Raw genomic sequence first — 16,705 nt, 5'->3', positions numbered from 1 at the left:
TTCCCCGAGCTCCCCGATGCCACCCACGGTGACGTCGTACAGTGAGTGGATGCCCAAGATTCGAGCGTCCTCCGTCGCCGAACACCGCGCGATGCAGCACGCCGCGCTGCTCGACGCCGCGCGGAGCCTGCTCGACGAGGGCGGTTTCGCCGCGCTGACCTTCCCGGCGCTCGCCGAGCGCACCGGCCTGGCCCGTTCCTCGCTCTACGAGTACTTCGCCTCGCGCGCGGCCGTGGTCGAGGAACTGTGTGCCGTGGACCTGCCCGCGTGGGTGGCCGAGGTCGAGGACGCGATGGGCGCGACCGAGGACCCGGCGCAGAAGATCGCGGCCTACGTGGCCCGCCAGTTGGAACTGGTCGGTGATCGCCGTCATCGTGTGGTGGTCGCCATCTCCACCGGCGAACTGGACGCGAACGCCCGCGAACGCATCCGGGCCGCCCACGGGCGCATTGTCGAACTGGTGGTGGACGCACTGGCCGCGCTGGGCCACCGGGACCCGATGCTGGTGGCGACGCTGGTCCAGGGCATGGTCGACGCGGCGGTCCGCCGGATCGAGTGCGGCGCCGACCCCGGCGCGGTCGAGGCGGCCACGCTGGCCCTCGTGCTCGGTGGCGTCGCCCGGGTCGGATAGCCGGAGTCGTTCGGGTACAACCGCACCCGCACGCGGCGCAACAACGCGAGCGGATCGCGGTACCCGGGCACCAGCAACCCCCAGTGCAGGCACGGCTCGCTCAGATGGAACGGCCCCGGAGCCAACTCCCCGAGCGGCTCGCCCGCCGCGACCACGCGCCCGACCGACACGGACGCGAGCACCGGCTCATACGTCGTGCGCACGACGCCGTGCCGCACGCTCACCACTCCTCGCCCGGCCACCGACCCGGCGAACACCACCACCCCCGCGCCCGCCGACAGCACCGGTTGCCCCACCCGTGCCGCGAGATCCACCCCGCGATGTCCGGGTGACCACGCCGTCTTCGGCGCCTCGAACCCGCGCAGCACCGCGGGGCGTGGATCCAGCGGCCACACCCACCGCCGGGGCGGCGCCGCGCGCACGGCACCGGGCGCGGCCGACGGCCCGGCCGTCGACAACACGGCCGTGAGCAACAACAGAACCGGCACGATCGGCCGTCGGCCCCGCTTCGATACGTTCATGCGCTCAGGTTGACCACCCACGACCGTGGCGTGGGCGGGCGCGAGCCCGGCTGTGGACACAGGCCCGGGTTGTGGATAAATGGCCATCTATCGCGCGTGGACGACTTTTTCCATGCCAAGGGCCAAAATGCCGGCCGGAAGGCGAGTCGCTCGGCCGCGCGCGGTTCCCGTACACTTCCGGGAGCGGCCCGGCTTTCCGGGTCGACTTCGCGCGCCCACCTTCGAGCCGCCGACGTCCCGCATGGCGAGACGCCACCGAGCGGGACTCGATGGGGACACCTCTCGGTCCGGGAATCCGCAAGGACCTCGGCGTGGTGTCGCGGGCGTCAGGCGTGGCGGCGACCCGTCGTCACGACACAACCGAGAGTCCCGGGCACGATCGCCGGGACGAGAGCCCAAGGAGCGTACGGCCATGGCCGTCGTCACGATGCGGGAGCTGCTGGAAAGCGGCGTCCACTTCGGTCACCAGACCCGCCGCTGGAACCCGAAGATGAAGCGCTTCATCTTCACGGAGCGCAACGGCATCTACATCATCGACCTGCTCCAGTCGCTGTCGTACATCGACCGCGCCTACGAGTTCGTCAAGGAGACCGTCGCCCACGGCGGCACGATCCTCTTCGTCGGCACCAAGAAGCAGGCGCAGGAAGCGATCGCCGAGCAGGCGACGCGCGTGGGCATGCCCTACGTCAACCAGCGCTGGCTCGGCGGCATGCTGACCAACTTCTCGACGGTCTACAAGCGCCTCCAGCGCCTGAAGGAGCTCGAGCAGCTCGACTTCGACGACGTGGCCGGCTCGGGCATGACGAAGAAGGAACTGCTCGTCCTCAAGCGCGAGAAGGACAAGCTGGCGAAGACCCTCGGCGGCATCCGCGACATGCAGCGCGTGCCTTCGGCCGTGTGGATCGTGGACACCAAGAAGGAGCACATCGGCGTCGGCGAGGCCCGGAAGCTGCACATCCCGGTCGTCGCGATCCTCGACACCAACTGTGACCCCGACGAGGTCGACTACAAGATCCCGGGCAACGACGACGCGATCCGCTCGGTCACGCTGCTCACCCGCGTGATCGCCGACGCGGTCGCCGACGGTCTCATGTCGCGTGCCGGTGGCGCCGCCGCCGACACCAAGGCCACCGTCGGCGAGCCCCTCGCCGACTGGGAGCGCGAGCTGCTCGAGGCCGGCAAGAAGGAAGAGGCCGCTCCGGCGGAGGCCGCCCCCGCCGCCGAAGAGGTCGTCGAGTCCGGCTCGGTCACCGAGGCCGATGTCGCGGCCGAGGCCGAGACCGGCGAGGCCACTCCGGCCACCGAGGCTCCGGCGACCGAGGCTCCGGCTGCCGAGGCCGACCCGCAGGTCTGACCCTGGATCGAGGGGTACGACGGCCCAGCCGGCGTACCCCTCGCCCTGTGCCGGGCCCCGATCACGGTGCGTGCGTACCCTGTACGACCCCGTATGTGTCGGAATACCCGCACAGTCCCTTGACCTTCATCGGGTGGGACGACAGCCTCACCCGCAGTCGCTCGGCGCAACCGGGCCGCTGACCCGAGAGACGAGAGAATCAGGACATGGCGAACTTCTCCGCCGCGGACGTGAAGAAGCTCCGTGAGCTCACCGCCGCAGGCATGATGGACTGCAAGAAGGCCCTCGAAGAGGCCGAGGGTGACGTCGACAAGGCTGTCGAGATCCTTCGCGTCAAGGGCCAGAAGGGCGTCACCAAGCGCGAGGGCCGCTCGGCCTCCAACGGCGCGGTCGTCGCGCTGCTCGACGGCAACGCGTCCGGCGTCCTGGTCGAGCTCAAGTGCGAGACCGACTTCGTGGCCAAGAGCCCGAAGTTCATCGAGGCCGCCGAGGCGATCGCCGCCCACGTCGCCAAGACCGCGCCCGCCGACATCGCCGCGCTGCTCGCGAGCGAGATCGAGGCCGGCAAGACCGTCCAGCAGTACGTGGACGACGCCAACGTCACGCTCGGCGAGAAGATCGTGCTGGACCGCTTCGCGCAGTACGCCGACGGCTTCGTCGCCGCGTACCTGCACAAGACCAGCCCCGACCTGCCCGCGCAGATCGGCGTGCTGATCGAGCTGGACGGCGCCGACGCCGCGGTCGCCAAGGACGTCGCGCAGCACATCGCCGCGTTCTCGCCGACCGTGCTGAACCGCGAGGACGTGCCGGCTGAGACGGTCGAGAACGAGCGCCGCGTGGCCGAGGCCACCGCGCGCGAGGAGGGCAAGCCCGAGGCCGCCCTCGCCAAGATCGTCGAGGGCCGGGTGACCGGCTTCTTCAAGGAGAACGTGCTGCTCGACCAGGCGTTCGCCAAGGACAGCAAGAAGTCCGTGGGCAAGGTCCTGGACGAGGCCGGCGTCAAGGTCAAGCGCTTCACCCGCTTCCGCGTCGGCGTCTGATCCGCCCCTCGCAGCACCGCTCCGATTCGGGGCATGCAGTAGGCATGAACGCAGTGAAAAGCAGTATGGCGAGGAGGCCGCAAGGCGTGGAGGGAACCGTGCAGGAAACCGAAACGAAGGCGGCCTCCTCGTCGTCCGCCGAGGGCGACGAGCCGAACCCCTACGCGCGCCGGGTGTTGCTCAAGCTCTCCGGTGAGGCGTTCGCGGGTGGCGGGGCCCTGGGCGTCGACCCCGATACCGTGCAGACCATCGCGCTCCAGATCGCCGACGTGGTCCGCCGCGGCACGCAGGTCGCCATCGTCATCGGCGGCGGCAACTTCTTCCGCGGCGCCGAATTGCAGATTCGCGGCATGGACCGCGCGCGCTCGGACTACATGGGCATGCTCGGCACCGTGATGAACTGCCTCGCGCTCCAGGACTTCCTGGAGAAGCAGGGCATCGACACCCGCGTGCAGACCGCCATCACGATGGGTCAGGTCGCCGAGCCGTACATCCCGCGCCGCGCCGTGCGACACCTGGAAAAGGGTCGCGTGGTCATCTTCGGTGCGGGCATGGGCATGCCCTACTTCTCCACCGACACCACGGCCGCCCAGCGTGCCCTCGAGATCGACGCGGTCGCGTTGCTCATGGCCAAGGGCGTCGACGGCGTGTACGACTGCGACCCGAAGTCCAACCCGGACGCAGTCATGTTCGATCGTCTGGATCACGCCGAGGTGCTCGCCCGCGGGCTCAAGGTCGCGGACGCCACCGCGATCAGCCTGTGCATGGACAACGAACTGCCGATCGTCGTCTTCAACCTGCTCGTCGAGGGCAACATCGCCCGCGCCGTGCGGGGTGAGAAGATCGGCACCCTGGTCAGCCGTACCGACGGCTGATCGACGGCGACAGGACCGGGACAGGAGCCGACATGATCGACGAGATTCTCCTCGAGGCCGAGGAAAAGATGGAGAAGGCCGTCGTGGTCGCCAAGGAAGACTTCGCGGCGATCCGCACGGGCCGGGCCACCCCGGCCATGTTCAACAAGATCCTCGTGGACTACTACGGCTCGCCCACTCCGGTGAACCAGCTCGCGTCGTTCACCACGCCCGAGCCGCGCATGGTCATCGTGACCCCGTTCGACCGCGGCTCGACGAACGCGATCGTCAAGGCGATCCGCGACTCGGACCTCGGCGTCAACCCGACCGACGACGGCAAGCTCATCCGCGTGGTCTTCCCGCAGCTGACCGAGGAACGCCGCAAGGAGTTCATCAAGCTGGCGCGGAGCAAGGGCGAGGACGCGAAGATCTCGTTGCGGGCGATCCGCCGCAAGGCGAAGGAAGCGCTCGACAAGCTGGTCAAGGACGGCGAGACCGGCGAGGACGAGGTGCGTCGCGCCGAGAAGGAACTCGACGACACGACCCACAAGTACGTCGCGCAGATCGACGAGTTGCTGAAGCACAAGGAAGCCGAGCTGCTCGAAGTCTGATGGACGACTCGACCTGGGGCGGTACGCCGCCGGCCGATCCGCCCGCGGGAGCGCACCCCGATCTGCCGCCCGGCCACGACCCGTACGGGTCGTACGGCGCGTGGCCGGAGCAGGTCCCGGGCGCACCGACGGGTCAGGATCAGGCCCACTACGACGCGGTCCGGTCCGGCGGCTACGGGGACGGCTCCACTCGTGCGCAGCAGCACTTTCCCGCCGGCGTCGGGGTACAGACACAGGATGACCACACGCAGGTGCTGTCACCGATTGCGGGTCACGACTCGGGCGACGAACCGGAACCCCGCTCGGGTCCGTCCTCGCGTGAGGAGCCCGCTCGTGTGGACGTGGCTCTCCCCGAGCCCCGGCGTGAGGGGCTCGTGGTGACGGAGGAGCCGCCCGCGAAACCGGTCGGCAAGGCCGGCCGCAACCTGCCACAGGCGATCGGTGTCGGGGCCGGGCTCGGCGGGGTCATCGTCGCCTCGCTGCTGACCCTGCCGGTGCTGTTCGTCGGCGTCGTGCTGCTCGCGGTCCTGGTCGGACTGTGGGAGCTGGCGGGCGCGTTCGGTCGGGCCGAGGCGGTCACCGACGCGTCCGGTCGGACCGCGCAGGGCGCCACCGTCGGGCGCGGCATCCGGATTCCGCTGGTACCGCTCGCGGTCGGCTCGGTGGCGATGCTCGTCGCCGGCTACGCGCGCGGTGCGGAGGGGTTGGCGATCGCCACCGCGCTGACCGCGATCGCGGTGATGATCTGGCGGATGACCGAGGGCGCCGAGGACTTCCTGCGGGACATGACGGCAGGCGTGTTCACCGTCTTCTACCTGCCGTTCCTGGCCGGGTTCGCGGTGCTCATGCTCGCCGACGACGACGGCGCCCGGCGGGTGCTGACCTTCATCATCCTGGTGGTCTGTGCGGACACGGGCGCCTACGCGGCCGGGGTCACCTCCGGCGGTCCGCACAAGATGGCGCCGAAGATCAGCCCCGGCAAGAGCTGGGAGGGCTTCGCCGGCGGAGTGTTCCTGGCCGCCGTCGCGGGCGCGGTCTGCGTGACGACCCTGCTCGACGGCGAGTGGTGGCAGGGCACCCTGGTGGGCGTCGCCGCCGCGGCCGTGTCCGCGCTCGGGGACCTGGCCGAATCGATGATCAAGCGGGACCTCAAGGTCAAGGACATGGGCAGTCTGCTGCCCGGTCACGGTGGCGTGATGGACCGGCTCGACTCGTTGCTGGCCGCCGCTCCCGTGGTGTGGCTGCTGCTCGCCGCCTTCGTATGACCCGGACCTGATCCGGCCGAAGAAACCGGACAGGCCGCGTGTGCACGTGAGCGGGGCCGGGGGCGTGTCTTCGGGCCCCGTCCGGCCCCGCCCGTACACCTGCGACACTGGACGAGCCATGCCCAAACCAGGAGAACTCACCTTCACCGCGCCGCCGCGTCGTTCGAAGCCGCCGCGCCACCTTGCCGACCTCACCCCCGCCGAGCGCCGCGAGGCCGTGGCCGAGCTGGGCGAGAAGCCGTTTCGTGCGGCCCAACTGTCCAAGCACTACTTCGGTCACCTCTCGGACGACCCCGAGCAGTGGACCGACATGCCCGCCGCGTCGCGGGCCAAGCTCGCCGAGGCGCTGCTGCCCGCGCTGATGACGTCCGTGCGGGACATCTCGTGCGACGACGGCGCGACCCGCAAGTCGTTGTGGAAGCTGTTCGACGGCACGCTCGTCGAGGCCGTGCTGATGCGCTACCCCGACCGGGTCACCATGTGCGTGTCCTCGCAGGCGGGCTGCGGGATGAACTGCCCGTTCTGCGCCACCGGCCAGGCGGGCCTGACCCGCAACCTGTCCACCGGCGAGATCGTCGAGCAGGTGCTCGCCGGCGCGCGGGCGCTCGCCCGCGGCGAGGTGCCCGGCGGACCCGGCCGAGTCAGCAACATCGTCTTCATGGGCATGGGCGAGCCGCTCGCCAACTACAAGGCGGTGGTCGGCGCGGTGCGTCGGCTGACCGACCCCGGTCCGGACGGGCTGGGCATCTCCGCCCGCTCGGTGACCATGTCGACGGTCGGCCTGGTTCCGGCGATGTACAAGCTCGCCGACGAACGTATCCCGGTCACCCTCGCGTTGTCCCTGCACGCGCCGGACGACGACCTGCGCAACACGCTCGTGCCGGTCAACACGCGCTGGGACGTGCGCGAGGTGCTGGACGCCGCGTGGCACTACGAGGGTGTCACCGGCCGACGGGTGTCCATCGAGTACGCGCTGATCAAGGACATCAACGACCACGGCTGGCGGGCCGACCTGCTCGGGCGCCGGCTCAAGAACCACAACGCGCACGTCAACCTGATCCCGCTCAACCCCACCCCGGGGTCGAAGTGGACCGCGTCGACGGCCGAACGCCAGGAGGAGTTCGTCCGCCTGCTGACCAAGCACGGCGTGCCGGTCACCGTCCGGGACACCCGGGGCCGGGACATCGACGGCGCGTGCGGTCAGCTGGCCGCCGCGGAGGTCTAGGGCCGGCCGACCGGACCGGCTTCGCCGCAAGCGGGACATCCCGGGCAGGTCACGGGTGCGCGGCGCGGCGATATAGAACGGGTAACGAATCCTTATCGGATCCTTAGGCGCCCCAGGGCAGACTGATCTCAGTGCCAAGCCGTCGGATCCTTTGATCCCCCCGTTCGAATGATTCGGCGGTGGCACGCCCAAGCCGCCGGTCGAAGGGACACGATCCGGCGCACGGCTCGGGGTCGCGTGGCCCCCGAGACGATAAGCACTTCGAGCCCGCCGCGGAAGGGGACGCCGCGCCGGGCTCGAAGTGCTTTCCCATGTCCGCCGGGCATCGTGCCGGCCCGCGGCCCGGGCGAGGGTGTCGATCCGGCCGTGCTTCAGACCCGGTGCGGTCGTTCGTCCCGCAGGGTCACCACGGCCGCCGCGATCACCGCGATCGCCAGCAGGCCCAGTGTCCATATCGTGCCCAACAGGGCCGCGTGGGTGGGCACCGTGGGAAACGAATCCCCGTTGCCGCGGGCCGGCCAGGCCGTCAGCGCGCCGACCCCGACCGAGATCGCCACGCACAGCAGCACCGGCACCACCAGGACGGCCAGGGTGGCTCGGCGATCCATCCGCTCGCCGGCGCCGATCGAGCGCAACGTGCGCGAGGTCTCGCGGCGCGCGGGGGCGTGCTCGACGACCACCGTGAACAGCATCGCCGCCGCACACGAGGACATCGTCGTCATGGTCAGAAACAGCGGGGCGTCGGCCATTCCGGGCGATGTGCGGTCGCCCGCGATCGTGCTGGTGGTGACCACCGCCAGCGCGATCGTGGCCAGACCCAGCGGCAGCGCCAAGCCGCCGGCGCTCGCCTCGATCCGGCGCGCCGCGCACAGCGTCCATACCCGACCCGCCCGGGAGGCCCAGCCCGAGCCCAGCCAGGTCAACAGCCACGGCACGGTGAGGGCCGCTCCGGTCAGCACCGTGCCGTAGCCGGCCACCGACGCCGGAACCGCACCGTGAGACAACCGCTCGGTGTGCCCCGGGTCGGCGATCAGGTACTGGCCGAGCAGTCCGGCGAGCATCACCAGCGGTCCGAGGTACGGCGGGATCCGGGGTTGCAACCGAGGCGGCGGTCGACTCGTCGCGTAGAAGGCGGCGAGCGCCGCCGCGGAGGGCACCGCGGCGAGCACGGCGGCCACGGCCGGCCAGGGCGCCGAGGCGCCGACCGCGAGCAGGTGCCGGACCGCGGGGGGTGTCGAAGCGGGGAGCGAGCGCAGCGCGAGATGCGCCTGTACACCGGCGAACGCGCCGGCCACAGCGGTGACGGCGACCTCGGACACGACCAGGTCCCGACGCGGGCGGTTCGCCTCGTCGGTCGGGGACGGCGCGCCCGGCCGGCCGATCGAGCCGCCCCGGATCGTCAGGCGAATGCCGATCGCGACCAACACCGCCACAGCGCTCAGTACCGGGACCATCGCGAGTACCGGTCCGATCAGTGCCGGCCCGGGATGTTCGACCGGGAACGCCCAGGCCAGCAGGCACAACAGCACGATCGTGGCCGTACTCGCGACCGCCGCGCCGGCCAGCACCCGCAGGGCGTCGACCCGCGAAGCGCCGCGCACCGTGCTCCGACCGGACGGGGACACGGGCCTACCACCCGTCCGCTTGCGGGTCGGGGCGACCGTCGCGCAGGGCCATCCAGTGGTCGGCGTGCGTGGCCACCCGTCGGCGGGCGGTGGCCAGCACCAGGGTCATCCCGTGCGAGCGCACGGCGGAGACCAGGATGCGCATCAGGTGGTCGACCTCGGCGCCCGGCAGGTCGTACGCGGGCTCGTCCGCGAACACCACCGCAGGCCGGGTGACCAGCGCCCGCGCGACCGCCGCCCGGCGCATCAGCGCGGCACTCAGACCGGCCGGCCGGGATTCGGCGTGCTCGGTCACCTCCAGCCGCTCCATCCAGTGCCGGGCGATCGCGAACGCGTCGGGCCGGCGGACCCGGTCGAGCAGCAGCGGCAGTGCGACGTTCTCCGCGACGGTCAACTCGGGCAGCAGGCGGGTACGGCCGTCGACGAGCCCGAAGTGCCGGCGTCGCAGCGCGGTCCGGGCCTTCTCGTCGAGCACGTGCATCGGGCCGCTGTTGAACCACACCTCGCCACAATCGGGGGCGACCACACCGGACAGACAGGCGAGCAGCGCCGACTTGCCGGCGCCGGGGGGACCGGTGATCGCGAATGTCTCCTCGGCCCGAACCGCCGCGGAGACGTTCCGCAGCAGGGTGACCGACCCCTGGGTCAGGGTCAGCCCACGACCGCGCAGGACGTCGTTGTCGGGCGGGGAGGCGGGTACGTCGGCGACGAAGGCGCGCCGCTCATGGGATCTCGCCGCGCGGGACGACAGGGACATGGCACACCTCCCGCAGAGAAACGTTCGTTGCCACCCGTCTCCTCAAACGAGCATCGTGGCGCCTGGTTGCGGCAGGGACGACAAACCCCCTCACTCGGGGAGCCCTGCCGGCGGCCGGAGTTCGCGCGCACCATGATGAGGCGAACAGGTGTGTCGAACGCGTTGCGAACGGGGTGCACATGAACCGCCGACTCGATCTTCCGGATCTCCTCAATGCCCGCGACGTCGGTGACCTACCGCTGATCGACGGGGGAGTCACTCGAACGGGCGTACTCATGCGCTGTGAGACCCCGGACCTGCTGACCCGCGAGGGGGTAAACCGGCTGGCCCACGTCTATCGCGTGCGTCACGTGCTGGACCTGCGTTCGGAGGGCGAGGGGCTGCCGCTCGAACCGTGGCCGGGGGTGACCCGCCACCGACTGCCGCTGCTGGGCCGGCGCTCGGCGCTGGCCGCCGATCGGGCCGCGGTCGGCGACATCTCGGCCGGCCAGACCCAGGGCCTGGGGTTGGACGACGACATCGACCTGGGCAGCGTGGACGAGCACGGCGCGGGCCTGCTGTACATGCGGATGGCCGAGCGCGGCGGCGAGTCGTACGTGCGCTCGCTGGAGATCCTGGCCGGAGACGGCGGGGTGCCGGCGCTGGTGCACTGTACGGCGGGCAAGGATCGCACCGGCATCCTGGTCGCGCTGCTGTTGTCGGTGGCGGGGGTGGAGCGGGAGGCGATCATCGCCGACTACACCGAGACCGAGGTGCACCTGGTGGAGATGTTCGAGCGGATCGACCGGTTGCCCAGGCAGCCGCGGATCGATCCGGCCCATCCGGTCGCCCCGGCGATGCGCGGTGCGGCCCGCGCCTCCATCGACACGTTCCTGCGCGTGCTCGCCGAGCGGCACGGCTCGGCGGCGGACTTCCTGCTCAAGGCGGGCGCGGCGCCGGAGCACCTGGAGGCATGGCGCCGCACCATCCGGGGGCGGTGACCCGGTCGGTCACCGGGTCACCGCGCGGCTCGGTGGCCCGGGCCGCGCGGCCCGGGCTCAGTGGCCCAGGAATCGGCCGAACGCCTGCGCGAGTCGGGACTCCTTCCCGGTGCGCTGCTCCTCGGCGTCCGCGCCCGCCATCACCCGCAGGCCGACGTTGGTGCCGATCCAGCGCAGCGGCTCCGGCTCCCACTTGGGCGAGCGGTGTCGGACCCAGGGCAGCCGGGTCAGCTCGGTGTACTCGTCGCGGATCAGGTCGGCGAGGGTGCGGCCCGCGAGGTTCGCGGTGCCCACGCCGTCGCCGACGTAGCCGCCGGCCCAGGCGAGCCCGCGGGCGCGGTCCAGGCCGCAGCTCGCGTACCAGTCGCGGGCCACGCCCAGCGGTCCGCCCCACGTGTGGGTGATCGTGGCGTCGGCGACCGCCGGGAACAACTCGGCGATCACCCGACGCAGTTCGGCGAAGACGTTCTCGTCCCGGTCGAACTCGGGCCGCACCCTGGAGCCGAAGTGGTACGGCGCGCCGCGCCCGCCGAAGGCCAGCCGGTCGTCGGCGGTGCGCTGGCCGTAGATGATCAGGTGCCGCATGTCGCTGAAGCTCTCCCGGCGGGCCAGGCCCACCTCGGCCCAGAACGACTCGGGCAGCGGCTCGGTGGCGATCATCAGCGAGTACACCGGGGCCAGTTCGCGATGGAAGCCGGCCAGCTCGGGGGTGTAGCCCTCGGTGGCCCGGACCACCACGTCGGCACGGACCCGGCCGTGCGGGGTGATCGCGGCGCCGTCGCGGATCGCGGTGACGGGGGTGCGCTCGTGGATGGTCACGCCCAGACGGGTCACCGCGGCGGCCAGGCCCCGGGCCAGTTTGGCGGGGTGGATGACCGCGCAGTGCGGGGTGTAGGTGCCGCCGAGCACGTCGGTGGCGCCGACCATCGCGTGTGCCTCGGCGGCGTCCAGCAGCCGGGCGTCGGATTCGTCGAAACCCCACGCGTGTTCGTCCGCGACCAGGTGGCGGGCCCGGGCCAACTGGACCGGGGTGCGGGCCAGGACCACGGTGCCGCCCTTGGCGAAGTCGCAGTCGATGCCCTCCTCGGCGACCACCCGGCCGACCTCGTCCACGGTCGCGTTCATCACCCGCTGCTGGGCGATCGCCCGCTCGCGGGTGCTGCTCCGGGCCACCTTGGCGATCGACGCGGGGAACAGCGCCGAGCACCAGCCGCCGTTGCGGCCGGAGGCGCCGAATCCGGCGATCTCCCGCTCCAGGACCACGATCCGCAACGACGGGTCGGCCTTGGCCAGGTAATAGGCGGTCCACAGGCCGGTGTATCCGGCGCCGACGATGGCCACGTCCACGTCCAGGTCGCCCGTGAGCGCCGGTCGTGGCGTGACGTCCTCGCCGAGGGTGTCGAACCACAGCGACAGGTCGCGGTATTCGGCGGTCATCGTCGCCACTTCCTCAGGTAGTCGGGTGCGGACAGGTCGAAGCGCAGATCGGGGGCGGTCACGGGCTCGCCGAAGTGCTCGGTGATGGGCACCACACCGGCCCAGATCGGGGTGTCCAGGTCCTCGTCCTCGTCGTCCGGCGGGCCTGCCGAGATCTTCACCGACGCCTCGTCCAGGGACAGCGCGAGCACCAGCGTCGCGGCGAGTTCCTTGGCCCGGTGCGGGCGCAACTCGTCTCGACGGCCGGGCAGTAGCCGGTCGGTGAGCAGGTCCAGCGCGGCGACCTTCTCGTCCTCGGGCAACACGACGCACGAGCCGAGCACCATCGCGCTGCGGTAGTGCATGGACGATTCGAACGCCGAGCGGGCCAACACCAGGCCGTCGAGCAGGGTCACGGTCAGGCAGGTCGGCGCGCCCGCGGCCAGGCCGCGGAAGAGTCGGCTGCCGGTCGAGCCGTGGATCAGCACGCGTTCGCCGTCCCGGGCGTAGGCGACCGGGAGGACGAACGGCTGACCGTCCTCGCCGGTGATCGCGAGGTGTCCGACCAGACCGGCGTCGAGCACGGCGTGCAGCGCGGTTCGGTCCGGCACGGCGTGGTCGGGCAGGCGGCGTATCCGGGTGCGGGGAGTGGAGCCTGGTGTGGGGTGGCTCATCGGGCCTCTTCGGTGATCCGAGCGCGACGCGGGTGGGAGCGCGGGCGAGTCGATGTCGTGATGTCGGTATTTCTCGGCTCTTCGGGGGATTTCACCCCGGATATGAGTCTGCCGCCGTCGCGCACTGGCGTGTGCGCGACGGCGGCAGACTCACTGAGGGTTCGTCGAATAGCCGGGGTTTACTGCTCGATCTACAGCTTGGTCCATGCCTCGGTCAGCACTCCGCGCAGGATCTGCTCGATCTCGTCGAACACACCCTGGTCCGCGACCAGCGGCGGGGAGAGCTGGATGACCGGGTCGCCGCGGTCGTCGGCGCGGCAGTACAGGCCGTTGTCGTAGAGCGCGGTGGAGAGGAAGCCGCGGAGCAGGCGCTCGGCCTCGTCCTCGTTGAACGTCTCCTTGGTGCTCTTGTCCTTGACCATCTCGATGCCGTAGAAGTACCCGTTGCCGCGCACGTCGCCGACGATCGGCAGGTCCTGGAGCTTCTGCAGCGTGGCCAGGAACTTGGACTCGTTGTCCAGCACGTGCTGGTTCAGGCCCTCGCGCTCGAAGATGTCGAGGTTGGCCAGCGCCACGGCGGAGGACACCGGGTGCCCGCCGAACGTGTAGCCGTGCATGAAGACGTTGTCGCTGCCGTTGTAGAACGGCTCGGCGATGCGGTCCGACACGAGCATCGCGCCGATCGGCGAGTAGCCCGAGGTCATGCCCTTGGCGCAGGTGATGATGTCCGGCACGTAGTCGAACTTGTCACACGCGAACATCGTGCCGAGGCGGCCGAACGCGCAGATGACCTCGTCCGAGACGAGCAGCACGTCGTACTGGTCGCAGATCTCGCGCACCCGCTGGAAGTACCCGGGCGGCGGCGGGAAGCAGCCACCGGCGTTCTGCACCGGCTCCAGGAAGACCGCGGCGACGGTGTCGGGGCCCTCGTTGAGGATCGCCACCTCGATCTGGTCCGCGGCCCAGCGGCCGAAGCCCTCGGGCGAGGAGTCGGCCAGGAACTCCGGCTTGCGGTACTGGTTGGTGTTCGGCACCCGGAAGGTGCTCGGCACCAGCGGCTCGTACGGCGCCTTGTAGTCGGGCAGACCGGTGATCGACAGCGCGCCCTGCGGGGTGCCGTGGTAGGCGATGGCCCGGGAGATGACCTTGTGCTTGGTCGGCTTGCCGGTCAGCTTGAAGTAGTGCTTCGCCAGCTTCCACGCGGACTCGACGGCCTCGCCGCCACCGGTGGTGAAGAAGACCTTGTTCAGGTCGCCCGGGGCGTAGTTCGCCAGTCGCTCGGCCAGCTCGATGGCCTTGGGGTGGGCGTAGCTCCACACCGGGAAGAAGGCGAGCTGCTCGGCCTGCTTGCGGGCCACCTCGGCCAGCTCGGTGCGGCCGTGACCGGCCTGTACGACGAACAGGCCGGCGAGGCCGTCGATGTACTTGCGCCCGTTGGTGTCCCAGATGTAGCTGCCTTCACCGCGCACGATGGTCGGCACGGGGGCGCTCTCGTACGACGACATGCGGGTGAAGTGCATCCACAGGTGGTCGTAGGCGCTCTTGGAGAGTGCCGCGTTGTCGTACTGCTGTGTCATCGAGTACCCCACTGGTAGGTCTGCTTCCGAAGCTTCAGGTAGACGAAGCTCTCGGTGCTCCGTACGCCCGGAATCGCTCGAATCCTCTTGTTGATGATGTCGAGCAAGTGGTCGTCGTTCTCGCATACGAGTTCCACGATGAGATCGAACGAACCAGCCGTGATGACGACGTAGTCCACTTCCTTCATCGTGGCCAGTATGTCCGCTACGGGATCGATGTCTCCTTCGACACGAACCCCGACCATGGCCTGGCGGTGGAAGCCGACGGTCAGCGGATCGGTCACCGCGACGATCTGCATCACGCCCTGGTCGAGCAGGCGCTGTACGCGTTGACGCACCGCGGCCTCCGAGAGACCGACCGCCTTGCCGATCGCGGCGTACGAGCGGCGTCCGTCCTCTTGGAGCTGCTCGATGATCGCCTTCGACACGGCATCGGCCGGAGCGTTCGGGTTTCTGTCTCGACCGGCCACGTAGTCACTCTGCCTCATCAGATGGGCCTTTCGCAAGGGAATCCGTTGACTTTGCTCAACGAGACAACTGATTCAGTTGTTGGTGCGTGATGGGGATGCGGATACCGACAGCAATCCGGCTAGGCTGGGAGCGCGGCCCAGGCCCGGAATCGACCCCCTCGCCGTCCTGCCGGTGCCGCCCCGTTTTCGAAGGAGACTTGGGACATGAGCGACCTGCGTACTCTGCGCAACTACATCGACGGCACCTTCACCGACGCCGCGGACGGCGGCACGCTCGACATCGTCGACCCCGCGACGGGCGAGGTCTACGCGACGTCCCCGCTCTCCCGCGAGCGGGACGTCGACGCGGCGATGCGCGCGGCGGCCACGGCGTTCGAGACCTGGAGCGAGACGACGCCCGCCGAGCGGCAGCTCGCGCTGCTGCGGATCGCCGACGCGGTGGAAAAGCGCGCCGACGAGCTGATCGACGCCGAGTGTCTCGACACCGGCAAGCCGCGCGCGCTCACCGCGTCCGAGGAAATCCCGCCGATGGTGGACCAGATCCGCTTCTTCGCGGGCGCCGCGCGCATGCTCGAAGGCAAGTCGGCCGGCGAGTACATGGCGGGGCACACCTCCATGGTGCGCCGTGAGCCGGTCGGCGTGTGTGCCCAGGTGGCGCCGTGGAACTACCCGATGATGATGGCCGTGTGGAAGTTCGCGCCGGCCATCGCCGCGGGCAACACCGTGGTGCTCAAGCCGTCCGACACCACCCCCGCGTCCACCGTGCTGCTCGCCGAGATCATGGGCGAGATCCTGCCCGCCGGCGTGTTCAACGTGATCTGCGGCGACCGCGACACCGGCCGCCTGATGGTCGAGCACAAGACCGCGGCGATGGCCTCGATCACCGGTTCGGTACGCGCCGGCATGTCGGTCGCCGAGAGCGCGGCCAAGGACCTCAAGCGGGTGCACCTCGAACTCGGCGGCAAGGCGCCCGTCGTGGTCTTCGAGGACGCGGACATCGCCGCCGCGGCCGAGGGCATCGCCGGTGCCGGCTTCTTCAACGCCGGCCAGGACTGCACCGCGGCGACCCGGGTGCTCGTGCACTCCTCGATCCGTGACGAGTTCGTCACCGCGCTGGCCGCCGCCGCCGGCGACCTCGCGACGGGTCCGCAGGAGGACGCGTACTTCGGCCCGGTCAACAACGTCAACCAGCTCAAGCAGGTCAGCGGCTTCATCGAGCGCCTCCCGGCGCACGCGAAGGTCGAGACCGGCGGGCACCAGGTCGGCGACAAGGGCTTCTTCTACGCCCCGACCGTGGTCTCCGGGCTCAAGCAGGACGACGAGATCATCCAGAACGAGGTGTTCGGCCCGGTCATCACCGTGCAGTCGTTCGAGGACGAGGCGGAGGCGCTGAGCAACGCCAACGGCGTGCAGTACGCGCTCGCCTCCTCGGTGTGGACCAAGGACCACGGCCGGGCGATGCGGATGGCCAAGCGGCTCGACTTCGGCTGCGTGTGGATCAACACGCACATCCCGCTGGTCGCCGAGATGCCGCACGGCGGCTTCAAGCACTCCGGCTACGGCAAGGACCTCTCCGGCTACGGCTTCGAGGACTACACCCGGATCAAGCACGTGATGACCAACTACGACGCCTGATCCACCCCGCCGCAGTCGCGGCGTCGGCACGATCCGCACGCACCCTGTCAACTCCGCTTCGCGAGGGTTG

At 70.4% G+C, this 16,705-nt stretch carries 15 protein-coding genes and 1 pseudogene; 9 read left to right on the top strand and 7 right to left on the bottom strand.

Annotated features, from left to right (window positions below; all coding sequences use genetic code 11):
• Positions 1-49: 49 nt before the first annotated feature.
• Complete coding sequence (locus A3IC_RS0126790) at positions 50-631, top strand: TetR/AcrR family transcriptional regulator (protein WP_020553151.1); 582 nt, start codon at positions 50-52, stop codon at positions 629-631.
• A gap of 83 nt (positions 632-714) precedes the next feature.
• On the opposite strand, the pseudogene A3IC_RS73660 reads toward A3IC_RS0126790, so the two are convergent.
• Positions 715-1,152: pseudogene (locus tag A3IC_RS73660) on the bottom strand (peptidoglycan DD-metalloendopeptidase family protein); the annotation flags it as partial.
• Between the two features lie 412 nt (positions 1,153-1,564).
• Here A3IC_RS73660 and rpsB point away from each other — a divergent pair.
• From rpsB to rlmN, 6 genes are all read left to right on the top strand, one after another.
• Positions 1,565-2,506, top strand: a complete 942-nt coding sequence (gene rpsB / locus A3IC_RS0126780; RefSeq protein WP_020553149.1) for a 30S ribosomal protein S2 — start codon at positions 1,565-1,567, stop codon at positions 2,504-2,506.
• Between the two features lie 206 nt (positions 2,507-2,712).
• Complete coding sequence (gene tsf / locus A3IC_RS0126775; RefSeq protein ID WP_020553148.1) at positions 2,713-3,546, top strand: translation elongation factor Ts; 834 nt, start codon at positions 2,713-2,715, stop codon at positions 3,544-3,546.
• 65 nt (positions 3,547-3,611) lie between these two features.
• A complete protein-coding gene (gene pyrH / locus A3IC_RS0126770; protein WP_078977400.1) occupies positions 3,612-4,421 on the top strand; it encodes a UMP kinase in 810 nt (269 codons plus the stop codon).
• Positions 4,422-4,453: 32 nt separating this feature from the next.
• The gene (frr, locus tag A3IC_RS0126765; protein ID WP_020553146.1) at positions 4,454-5,011 is read left to right on the top strand and encodes a ribosome recycling factor; all 558 of its coding nucleotides are present in this window, start codon (positions 4,454-4,456) and stop codon (positions 5,009-5,011) included.
• Positions 5,011-6,276: a phosphatidate cytidylyltransferase gene (locus A3IC_RS0126760; protein WP_020553145.1), complete on the top strand. Its 1,266-nt coding sequence runs from the start codon at positions 5,011-5,013 to the stop codon at positions 6,274-6,276. The genes frr and A3IC_RS0126760 overlap by 1 nt, the downstream gene beginning before the upstream one ends.
• A gap of 118 nt (positions 6,277-6,394) precedes the next feature.
• On the top strand, positions 6,395-7,501 hold the full coding sequence (rlmN, locus tag A3IC_RS0126755; RefSeq protein ID WP_020553144.1) for a dual-specificity RNA methyltransferase RlmN: 1,107 nt from the start codon (positions 6,395-6,397) through the stop codon (positions 7,499-7,501).
• Positions 7,502-7,872: 371 nt separating this feature from the next.
• Here the strand turns inward: rlmN and A3IC_RS0126750 are convergent, their stop codons facing one another.
• Positions 7,873-9,102 (bottom strand): FtsX-like permease family protein, encoded by a 1,230-nt coding sequence (locus tag A3IC_RS0126750; protein ID WP_158696112.1) that lies wholly within the window; start codon positions 9,100-9,102, stop codon positions 7,873-7,875.
• A gap of 28 nt (positions 9,103-9,130) precedes the next feature.
• Positions 9,131-9,883, bottom strand: a complete 753-nt coding sequence (locus tag A3IC_RS0126745; protein ID WP_020553142.1) for an ABC transporter ATP-binding protein — start codon at positions 9,881-9,883, stop codon at positions 9,131-9,133.
• Positions 9,884-10,062: 179 nt separating this feature from the next.
• Here A3IC_RS0126745 and A3IC_RS56760 point away from each other — a divergent pair, with 179 nt between their 5' ends.
• Positions 10,063-10,863, top strand: coding sequence for a tyrosine-protein phosphatase (locus A3IC_RS56760; RefSeq protein WP_020553141.1), 801 nt, complete (start codon positions 10,063-10,065; stop codon positions 10,861-10,863).
• Between the two features lie 57 nt (positions 10,864-10,920).
• On the opposite strand, the gene A3IC_RS0126735 is transcribed toward A3IC_RS56760, so the two are convergent.
• The 4 genes from A3IC_RS0126735 to A3IC_RS0126720 all read right to left on the bottom strand — a co-directional run bounded on the left by A3IC_RS0126735 (position 10,921) and on the right by A3IC_RS0126720 (position 15,018).
• The gene (locus tag A3IC_RS0126735; protein WP_040877176.1) at positions 10,921-12,300 is read right to left on the bottom strand and encodes an NAD(P)/FAD-dependent oxidoreductase; all 1,380 of its coding nucleotides are present in this window, start codon (positions 12,298-12,300) and stop codon (positions 10,921-10,923) included.
• Complete coding sequence (locus A3IC_RS0126730) at positions 12,297-12,953, bottom strand: pyridoxamine 5'-phosphate oxidase family protein (RefSeq protein ID WP_026218780.1); 657 nt, start codon at positions 12,951-12,953, stop codon at positions 12,297-12,299. Before A3IC_RS0126730 ends, A3IC_RS0126735 begins: the two co-directional genes overlap by 4 nt.
• A gap of 191 nt (positions 12,954-13,144) precedes the next feature.
• Positions 13,145-14,530 (bottom strand): aspartate aminotransferase family protein, encoded by a 1,386-nt coding sequence (locus A3IC_RS0126725; RefSeq protein WP_020553138.1) that lies wholly within the window; start codon positions 14,528-14,530, stop codon positions 13,145-13,147.
• Positions 14,527-15,018 (bottom strand): Lrp/AsnC family transcriptional regulator, encoded by a 492-nt coding sequence (locus A3IC_RS0126720; protein ID WP_052173800.1) that lies wholly within the window; start codon positions 15,016-15,018, stop codon positions 14,527-14,529. The genes A3IC_RS0126725 and A3IC_RS0126720 overlap by 4 nt, the downstream gene beginning before the upstream one ends.
• 186 nt (positions 15,019-15,204) lie before the next feature.
• Here A3IC_RS0126720 and A3IC_RS0126715 point away from each other — a divergent pair, with 186 nt between their 5' ends.
• Positions 15,205-16,635, top strand: coding sequence for a gamma-aminobutyraldehyde dehydrogenase (locus A3IC_RS0126715; RefSeq protein WP_020553136.1), 1,431 nt, complete (start codon positions 15,205-15,207; stop codon positions 16,633-16,635).
• Positions 16,636-16,705 lie beyond the last annotated feature (70 nt).

The sequence above is a fragment of the Embleya scabrispora DSM 41855 genome (genome assembly GCF_000372745.1).
Lineage (GTDB): Bacteria > Actinomycetota > Actinomycetes > Streptomycetales > Streptomycetaceae > Embleya > Embleya scabrispora.
Note: the sequence above shows the minus strand (reverse complement) of the source record. Positions and strands in the feature narration are given on the sequence as shown.